Origin of the sequence: Thalassobellus citreus (assembly GCF_044385915.1) — a bacterium.
GTDB classification, from domain to species: Bacteria; Bacteroidota; Bacteroidia; order Flavobacteriales; family Flavobacteriaceae; genus Thalassobellus; species Thalassobellus citreus.
In genome coordinates, this window is record NZ_JBISCC010000093.1 from 1 (window position 1) to 9,477 (window position 9,477).

Here is a 9,477-nt window from a genome sequence, read left to right on the forward strand (position 1 = left end):
GAGAGAAAAGATTTTCTGAATATTGGAAATAATGGAAGTTTTGACGGATTGGGTTATACTTACTATTTCATTGAAAAAAAAGAGAACAACAAATATCTTATAAGAAAAGTTTACCCTGTTATTTTTGAATAATTAACAAAAAAATAAAAATACGTTAGGCAACAAAGCATAAAATTAATGGCTAGTTTTAGCCTACTTGGAAAATTCCTGCGGAATTTTCCGCTGGTAAGTTTCTATTTACTAAATTAGTGCTTAAACGCGCCACTAATATTATACGTAACCGTTAGCACCAATATGAGCAAAACCCTTCAAAAATTCATTTCTTATTTTACAATCAGTAGTCTAGTTTACTACTTTTTCTTAATTGTTGAAACTACCAGCTTATACTACAACGAATTTGGTCTCGACTTAGGAAATACATTTATGGTTAGTTTTAGCTCAATTGAATCGGTTATTAACTTTGGAGTTTTCATCTCGATAATTTTAACTTCATCCGATTTATTAAAAGAAAATTTTCCAATTTCAAAAATTATTAAATCTGGAATAGCTATTTCACTTCTAATTGGAGGAATAATTTTCTTCCTATTAAATAATGTAGTTCCAGAAATAAAAATGGAATCCTATTTGAATAGATACGAAAATGCAAGAAAAGAAGCATTTAGTTCCGAAGAAAGAGTAAAGAAAATTAATGATCTAAGGTCTAGAGATGCGAATATAATGAGTATCGGATTAATAAAGAAATTCACAGACTCATTAAAAAATCAAAATACATCTCAAAAGAAAATAATTTCTGAATTATTTCAAAAAATTCCTGACAGTATCATTAATAATGATTTTTCAAATAAAGAACTTAATAAATATGGAGTTTCGAAAAATAAATTGACATCTGATTTTAACCGTAGAGATTTAATTAAACTAAAAACTGAAATTAGAAAAAATGAGGTTTTAGAAAAACAACTAAGGACTTCTAATTGGAAAAAAAGCGAACGTTATTTAAATATGTTTCTAACCATATTTTTAACTTGTTTTGGACTTGTCATTGGCGTAAATTTTAAGAATCAAAAAATATTTTCATTAGTCTGCGTTGGAATCGTAATTTATTCACAGACTTTGACTTTATTGAGTACTATGTCAGATTATTTCATAAACGAAAAGAACTTAATTGGACTGATTTTTAAACTAATATTAATTTTAGTTGTGTTTTTATATTTAATCTATAGAATGCAAACGTATAAAAATACTGGTGCTAACAAAGCATAAAATTAATGGCTAGTTTTAGCTTACTTGGAATTTTACCAACAATTATTGCTCTTGTCGACATATTAAAAAGCGAATTCACAGAAAACAATAAGATTGTTTGGCTTTTAGTAGTTTTATTTACAAACTTCTTTGGAGCTATTTTATATTTCCTTATTGGGAGAGAACAGAAAATAAAAGAATAAACAGACTTAAAACAAATTTACGGAATATAAACGAGGACTAAAATCATTTCGGACTTTTGAGCTTGTTTGCGGAACAAAATAAAATCGGACAAATAAAACATCTGACTTTCGCCAGATTGCGGAAACAATATTTGACCGAAAAAAGAAACTGATAAAAATATTTATCTGACATAAAAAGCACTAAAACCCAACATCACATATAAAAAATGCTTATTTTAGTTCTAAATCAAATGGTTATTACTCCTTTGCTTGCTTCTGATTTTCCTTCGGAAAATCCTCGCACACAAAGTCGCACTTTCCATATGCACAACCGTTGTATGCAATGCCGGAAATGACGATTTCAATAGAAAATTATGAAAAATATTTTATTAATATTTCTTTTAACACTTTTTAGTTGTTCTGAAAATCCTGAAATAAAACCTTACGTTGACCATTTAAGAAAAGTAGAAAAGAAATCTGCAAAAAATTACATTTTGCAACAATTTGAAAAACACGATATTGTAATTCTATGCGAAAGGAATCACAGTGAATTTTCTCAATACGAATTAATAAAAGAAGTTATATCTGAAGATTATTTCAAAAAAAATGTAAAAAATATTTTTATAGAAAATGGAATTATTAACCTGCAACCAGAAATTGCAGAGTTTTTAAAATCAAAGAATTTAGATAGCCTTTCCATAGAAAAAAGAGTAACCAAGTTTCAACAGAATGCTAGTTTTTGGTTTATTTGGGAAAGATATAGTTTTAAGTATCTTTTAAAAACTATTTACAACATAAACAACACATCAGAAAATCAAATTTCACTTTATCCTTCTGATTCTGAATTTGATTGGAATAAAGTAAAAAACGTTGAAGATTACACAAGAGAACAAGATTTTGAAATTGAACCAAGAGATAGTATAATAGCTTATAACATCATCAATCAATACAAAAAAATAAAATCTAAAAAGAAAAAGAAAGCACTCGTTATTTTAAATTACCGACACGCTTTTAAAATTCATACAATTAGAAGTAATGGAGATTTACAACAAAATTCTGGTAAATATCTCAAAGATTATTTTGGTAATCGTGCAGTAAATATTTTATTAAATTGTCCCATTTTTACTAGAAAAGATAAAAAATGGACATATGAACTCAATCAAAATGGAAAATGGGATGCGGCATTCAAGAAACAGAACCTTGATAATATTGGATTTGATTTTGAGAACTCTGCTTTTGGAAACGATGACTTTGATATGTGGAACGGAATGGTAGATATTAAATATAAAGATGTGTTTGATGGTTTTGTGTTTTATAAACCTATTGAAGAACACGACTTAATAGACAATTTCAACGGTATGATTTCTAAAGATTTTGAGAAAGAAATGTTCAGAAGATTAAAAATACAATCAGAATATTTCGAGAATAGCTCATTATTAGAAAAACTAGAAAATATAGATTTTAGAGAAAATCTTGTGAAAGAATGGAATACTAAAAAATCTCAAAAATACCCAAACTTTGAACATTTATTGGAAAGTAGAGATAAATATTTAATTGATTAAAAAAACACTGCATACAACAAAGTATAAGAAATAATGCTTAAATTTATTTCTTAATCAAAAAGTTAGTGCGCATTTGGTCTCTCTGATTTTCCTACGGAAAATCCTCGGACACAAAACCGCACTATTCTTATACACAACCGTTGGCAACAATACCTAAACAGAATGGCAGTTTGGATTCAAATAATTGGATTACGAAAATCAGACTCAATTGAGAATGATAAAAATATGATTTCTAAAATTCTTAAGAATGAGAAATTTGACTTTGGTTTTGTAAATAAGAATTCTGGACTTGAATTTGAAAAAGTTAATTGGAATTTAACTCAATCCAAAGGAGTTGAATATTTTGAATTGCCAATTCTTGACCAATCTTTAAGGATTTATTTCGATAATCCGAATTTTATTGAATTTTCAGGCTCTTTTGGACTATTCAGTTCTTGGTTTCAATTTGCTGATAAAAAGCAATCTGAACTTACAAATGGAATTAGAAAAATATTTGGGAAAATTGCGTCTGAATATGGGATTTTGGAATTAATCTATTTTTCCGAATGTTTTTTTGAACTTGGAGAAATAAGGAATAAAGAAGAGACTTTTGAGGATTTAATGGAACGAATCAAAAATTATCCTGACCTCAAACGGGATGAATTATTTGGACTTGAATCGAATGAATATTATATTGAAAAAACAAGTACAGTTGCCAACAAAGTGTATAATTAATGGCTAGTTCTCGCCCACTTACGAAAATCCTCGCGGATTTTCTATTTGGTTTTTATTTGCTAAATTAGGTGCTTAAACGCGCCACTAATATTATACGTAACCGTTATAAACAAGTTGAAAAAAGTACTCCAATTAATATTTTTAGTTATTGCTTTAACATCTTGCAAAGCACAAGATATTAACGGAATTTATATATCCTACAATAATTATGTGATTGACAAAGAGGCAATGTTTACTTCTAGAAATGAAGGTTTTATAATTGACTTCGATAATAAAACTTTTAGTTCAATTTATAGTGACAGTATTGTACCTATTAAAATTGATTTTAAAGATTCCAAACTTGATTTCAAAACTGACTCATTAATTATTAATTTCAGAACTTTTGGAAAAGACTCGATTGAAATAGACTTCGAACAAAATATGATGCACGTTTTCAGACCTTTAAAATTAAATCACAAACTTTCAGTAAACAAAAGCCAAATTAATGATTTTCTAACCAAGAATAAGTTCGAGAAAATAAATGGAGGAATCGACTTTATTTTCAGTGATAAATTCTTTTTTCGTGATGAAATGTTTGAAAAACCGAAAAAGAAAAACGCTTTTATAAATAAAACTTGGAACGATGAAGGTTATTGGTATGTAAAAGAAATTAATCAAAACTATTTTTTAATATTTACACTTGACCAAACTTCCGACCAAAATATTTATCAAATAATTTCAATTGACAAATGTAAAATGCAACTTGAACAACTTCAAGAAGCGGATTTTGGAAACGTAAAATTAACTGAATTAAAAACCTGTTTATAACAAAGTATAAGAAATAATGCTTAATTTTATTTCTAAATCAAAAGGTTAGTGCGTATTTAGTCACTCTGATTTTCCTGCGGAAAATCCTCGGACACAAAAAACGCACTATTCTTATACACAACCGTTGGCAAACATTTGAGAAAAATCTCGAAAACATATGAATGACATTTTTTTTGGAATTATTTTTATTGCATTTGCTCTGTCTTTCTTTTCGTTTGGAATTGGAATTTATATGAATCTTTGGATTTATTATTCAGCTGATAAAAGCAAATATCCTCTTTTCCCAATTCTTAACCCATTTTCGTTTTCTTCTTATGAATTAATGCTAAAGTCAATGTTTAAAATAAGTTGGAAAGTCGAAAATCAAAACAAAAAATTAAAGCAGAAATCAAACAGTTTGCGAAAATTTTCGGGAATAATACTATTAATAACTGTAGCTATTGGAATTTTAAGTTTAATAATAACCTAAAACTGTAAACCGAATTGAAAAAAAGACATATTATCATAATTTCGATTTTATTAATTATTCTTTCCTTTTGGTTCGGAATGAAAGTTGAGCGTGAATTAGCAAGTTGGGACGAAATCGGAAAACCAGTATTTGAAAGGGAACAGATTTACTTTCCGAATAAAAAAACCTCTCTGTATCTGAAAAGTAAAAATTGGGGATTAACTGCTGACCATAAAACATCTGTAATTTCAACAAAAAGAGAAATAGAATTTCAACCTGACTCAATTTCTGAATATATTTTTCACGGATTTGGCGGAATAATATACAAAACGGAAAATGATACTCTGAAAATCTACTCAACTCAAAAACCGAAAATCCCACCGAAATTTGAATCGGAAATAAACGTGGAATTAATAGAATTTAAGAATAATCTGGAATGGATTAAACTGAATGATAAAATAAAAAACGAATATCGAAAATTTGAATAAAAACGATTTACCAACAAAGTATAAGAAATAATGCTTAAATTTATTCCTAAATCAAAAGGCTAGTACGCATTTGGTCACTCTGATTTTCCTGCGGAAAATCCTCGGACACAAAACCGCACTATCCTTATGTACAACCGTTGCCAAAAATTGCGCTCACTCAAAACCGGAAAAATATTTCCTGAATTTTATAGAAAAAAAAGACTTCTAAAACGCTGAGCACTCACTCACCGATTAAAAATTATTGCAGAATATGAATAAGTTTAAGGAATTTTTACTCAAACGCGGAATTTCATAAAACTGAAAACAAAAACGGAATTATGAACTAAAAAAAGCAACTATTTGGCAACAACGTTTATAAAAAAATGCTACTTTTAGCTTTATCAAAAGTTTGTGCTTTATTTGCTTGCTTCTGATTTTCCTTCGGAAAATCCTCGCACACAAAAACGCAACTTTTCATAAACAAAACCGTTAGCAAAAATTAAAAAAATGAACAGAATATTAGCCATTTTATCAATTGGATTTTTACTACACTCTTGCTCACCGAAGATTAGAAGTAGCTTGACGGATACTAAATTCTCTACGATACAAGATAATATCCAAATTTTTATTTTAGGTATTAATGAGGAAATTCCTGAAAATTCAAAATTTGTTGGAGATTTAAAGATTGGAGATTCAGGATTCTCAACTGACTGCGGATACGAAACAGTTATTGAAAATGCAAAACTAACAGCCAAAAAATATGGAGCTAATTTAATTCAACTCATAGAGGTGAAAGAACCAAATTTTGGAAGTACCTGCTATCGCATTAAGGCCAAAATGTATAGGAATTTAGAAAACAAAAAACTAATCGAATTAATTGATAAACACGAAATAAAGAATAAATCAAGACTACCAGATAATGCAGATTATGCTATTGTATATTTTTATAGACCAAAGAATTTTGCTGGTTCATTTATCGGTTATAAAATTAAACTTGATAATGATTCTATAATTGGACGAGTTCGTAATGGAGAAAAATTTACTTACAAGACTTCAAATTTTGGTAAAATTACTTTTTGGGGTGTTACGGAATCAAAAGATTCTGTAGAAATAAACATAAAAAAAGGACAAGAATATTTTGTCCGATGTGGAATAAATATGGGAGTAGTCATTGGAAGACCAGATATGTATTTAGTAGATAATAATGTAGGAATTAGAGAATATGAACAAATGGAATAAAAACTTTTGCTAACATCGTATAAAAATAATGCGTAGTTTAGTGCTTAATCGAGAGTTCGTACGCTTTTGTTACACAACCGTTGTAAAACATTTGAATGAAAATACCGAGCATAACATTTAAAGCACCTGAACCTGAATTAAAAGTCATTAAATCAGTTACAGTTTATATTTCGGAAAAATACTCTGAAATAATAATTGCTCCTATTTCTAAAGAACCAAAAGATAGTTATCATTACGAACAAAAGGATTGTGAAATAATTGACTTGACATCTTCAACTGAAATTATTGGAGAAGCAATAAAGCGGAATTTCAACAAATTCGATATAAAAGAAAAAAAAGAAGGAATGGGTAAAAAATCCGACTGGCCTGCTTTAAAAGCAAGTAAAGAAAAAAGTGGTCGTGGTTTTGAGGAAAAGTATCGCAGAATTTCAATTTGTGGAATAACAGACAGAAACAGTTCGTTGAAAATTGAAACTGTATTAAATTCACCAATCGGAATTGAATTGACAAGTACGATTTCTGCTCATTGCGAGCCATCCGATTTAGGAAATAGAATTTTAAAAATGTTTCGTTCGGAAATAATAGAAAGAAAAATATGATTAAGCCAATCAGAATAATTGAATCCGATGTTGAAGTTGAACTTTATACCGGCACTTTTGGAGTTTATGTTCTTGGTGGTTGGGATGTTGTAGTAGAAGATTTTACTTTCTCTCTGACAAACACGAAAACTGGTAGAGTAGTTAATCCAAAAGTTACGCAATGGAGAGTACAATCATATGAATATGGGGAAAGAGCAAAAAAAATTATGAATCTTGACATTCCAGAAAGAGGTAAATACGCAATTATTTTTAAAAATCAAGACAGCTTAAAAGTTTGGAAAGCAGGTTTACCCTTAATAAGTAGATTACTTACGCAACCAATTGAAAAACAATGGATTCAAATTTGTATAGTTTAAAGAATAGAATAACAAAAACGTTTTACAACAAAGTATAATAAATAATGCTTAAATTTATTCCTAAATCTAAAGGTTAGTGCTTTTTTAGTCACTCTGATTTTCCTGCGGAAAATCCTCGGACACAAAAACGCACTATTCTTATACACAACCGTTACCTGCAAGCTGAAACAAACATCGAGAATGCATAAAATTCTATTCATAATATTAACGACATTGCTTTTGTCGTGTAATACAAAATCTGACAACAATAGTCAAAAACATTGGGCTTATAAAATTGATTATGATTTTGAGAAACGAAATGACTCTGTGAAATCGATTGGACTAATTCAATTTTTAAGAACTAAATCAATAAAAGATAAAAAAAGAGAAGAAATTTATAACGAGGATTGGATACCAGCAATCCAATATGAGATATTCAATATTTCGGACTTTGAATTTTGCGAACAAGCCTCATTAAGAACAAAACGATTAGCAAGTTGTCTTCCGCCAAATGTTGGTGGAGATTTGATTGTTGTTCAGAACTATATTTTTCTAAATCGTTCTGTTTGTCTTAATTGTATTGGAACCGAAAATAAAGTTGATTATTGTAGACCAATTGTGAATAAAGTATTGTCTGACTTGGATTTGACCAAAACCAATAATTTAATGGAAATTGACAAAGAAATCGGAATGAAAATAAAAAGAATTGAATAAAGCCAGCAGGTAACAAAGCATAAAATTAATGGCTAGTTTTAGCTTACTTGGAAAATTCCTTCGGAATTTTCCGCTGGCAAGTTTCTATTTACTAATTTAGTACTTAAACGCGCCACTATTCTTATACACAACCGTTGTAACTAATTTAAACAAACTCTCCGAATTGAAATTTGTAAATATTATAAAAATCATCTCTTTAGTTTCTTACTCTCTTATTATTTTAACAGGACAAATGATTGGGATACCTTTTATAGTATGGTTATTTTGGACAAGTTTTGAATTTGGAAATAGCAACCAAATATTTGCCTTTTTAGGACTAATTGGTTTAATATTAATGTTTACCAAATATTACAAGAATAGAATATTCAAAGCTTTTATTTTTGTATTAATGCTAGTGCCAATTGTTAGACGTTTAACAGAAGTTCCAATTGAAAACTTTAATTATTTGGCATTTCAAATACCATTATTAATTTTCATTATGACTTGTTTGATTTTAACTTTTAAACCGAATACCAAATGAAACGCATAATATTCGGAATTGTAATGATATTATTCATCGGAATTTTAATTTCGCTATGGAATATCCCCATGACTAAATTTAGCGTTATCGGAACTTATGCAAACACAAATTACGAAAAAAAGCATTGTTGTATAGAATCTCCCCATAAAGCGGAAAATCTGACTTTAAAATCAGATGGAACATTTTCAAGTGATTTTTACGGAAACGGAAATTATAAAGTTAGTTACGGAATATTGAATACGGAAATTGAATTGCATTATGAAAATATAAACGGAAAATCAGTGTATCACAGTTATTTTATTAATAAGATTTTTGAAAACCCAAAAATAGTATTGAACTACGATATGAATCATTATTATCAAAAAACTGAATAAAAAAAACTGGTTACAACAAAGTATAAGAAATAATGCTTAAATTTATTCCTAAATCAAAAAGATAGAGCGCATTTGGTCTCTCTGATTTTCCTGCGGAAAATCCTCGGACACAAAACCGCACTATTCTTATACACAACCGTTGTAGCACATTTGAGAAAAGTATGAAATTGATTTTAAAAATTGTTTTTCTAAGTATTGCATTTTCAATTAATGCTCAAGAATTTGAATCTTTCGATATCAATTCAATTAACATCAAGAATTGGAAGAATACACCTCA

Annotated in this window: 12 protein-coding genes; all 12 read left to right on the forward strand. The window is 28.6% G+C overall.

Annotated features, from left to right (window positions below; all coding sequences use genetic code 11):
- Positions 1-294 precede the first annotated feature (294 nt).
- Positions 295-1,260, forward strand: coding sequence for an LptF/LptG permease family protein (locus ACH5TX_RS00905; RefSeq protein WP_439337673.1), 966 nt, complete (start codon positions 295-297; stop codon positions 1,258-1,260).
- 5 nt (positions 1,261-1,265) lie between these two features.
- On the forward strand, positions 1,266-1,442 hold the full coding sequence (locus tag ACH5TX_RS00910; RefSeq protein WP_439337674.1) for a PLD nuclease N-terminal domain-containing protein: 177 nt from the start codon (positions 1,266-1,268) through the stop codon (positions 1,440-1,442).
- A gap of 353 nt (positions 1,443-1,795) precedes the next feature.
- Complete coding sequence (locus tag ACH5TX_RS00915) at positions 1,796-2,983, forward strand: hypothetical protein (protein WP_439337675.1); 1,188 nt, start codon at positions 1,796-1,798, stop codon at positions 2,981-2,983.
- A 162-nt stretch (positions 2,984-3,145) separates the two neighbouring features.
- Positions 3,146-3,697: a hypothetical protein gene (locus ACH5TX_RS00920; protein ID WP_439337676.1), complete on the forward strand. Its 552-nt coding sequence runs from the start codon at positions 3,146-3,148 to the stop codon at positions 3,695-3,697.
- A gap of 114 nt (positions 3,698-3,811) precedes the next feature.
- A complete protein-coding gene (locus ACH5TX_RS00925) occupies positions 3,812-4,504 on the forward strand; it encodes a hypothetical protein (RefSeq protein ID WP_439337677.1) in 693 nt (230 codons plus the stop codon).
- Between the two features lie 483 nt (positions 4,505-4,987).
- Positions 4,988-5,440 carry a hypothetical protein gene (locus ACH5TX_RS00930; RefSeq protein ID WP_439337678.1) on the forward strand — a complete coding sequence of 151 codons (453 nt, stop codon included), beginning with the start codon at positions 4,988-4,990 and terminating at the stop codon, positions 5,438-5,440.
- Positions 5,441-5,926: 486 nt separating this feature from the next.
- Positions 5,927-6,658, forward strand: a complete 732-nt coding sequence (locus tag ACH5TX_RS00935) for a DUF2846 domain-containing protein (protein WP_439337679.1) — start codon at positions 5,927-5,929, stop codon at positions 6,656-6,658.
- Between the two features lie 95 nt (positions 6,659-6,753).
- Complete coding sequence (locus ACH5TX_RS00940; RefSeq protein ID WP_439337680.1) at positions 6,754-7,257, forward strand: hypothetical protein; 504 nt, start codon at positions 6,754-6,756, stop codon at positions 7,255-7,257.
- Complete coding sequence (locus tag ACH5TX_RS00945; protein WP_439337681.1) at positions 7,254-7,613, forward strand: hypothetical protein; 360 nt, start codon at positions 7,254-7,256, stop codon at positions 7,611-7,613. The genes ACH5TX_RS00940 and ACH5TX_RS00945 overlap by 4 nt, the downstream gene beginning before the upstream one ends.
- A 180-nt stretch (positions 7,614-7,793) precedes the next feature.
- Complete coding sequence (locus ACH5TX_RS00950) at positions 7,794-8,306, forward strand: hypothetical protein (RefSeq protein ID WP_439337682.1); 513 nt, start codon at positions 7,794-7,796, stop codon at positions 8,304-8,306.
- 163 nt (positions 8,307-8,469) lie between these two features.
- The gene (locus tag ACH5TX_RS00955; protein WP_439337683.1) at positions 8,470-8,826 is read left to right on the forward strand and encodes a hypothetical protein; all 357 of its coding nucleotides are present in this window, start codon (positions 8,470-8,472) and stop codon (positions 8,824-8,826) included.
- Positions 8,823-9,200, forward strand: coding sequence for a hypothetical protein (locus ACH5TX_RS00960; RefSeq protein WP_439337684.1), 378 nt, complete (start codon positions 8,823-8,825; stop codon positions 9,198-9,200). The genes ACH5TX_RS00955 and ACH5TX_RS00960 overlap by 4 nt, the downstream gene beginning before the upstream one ends.
- Positions 9,201-9,477 lie beyond the last annotated feature (277 nt).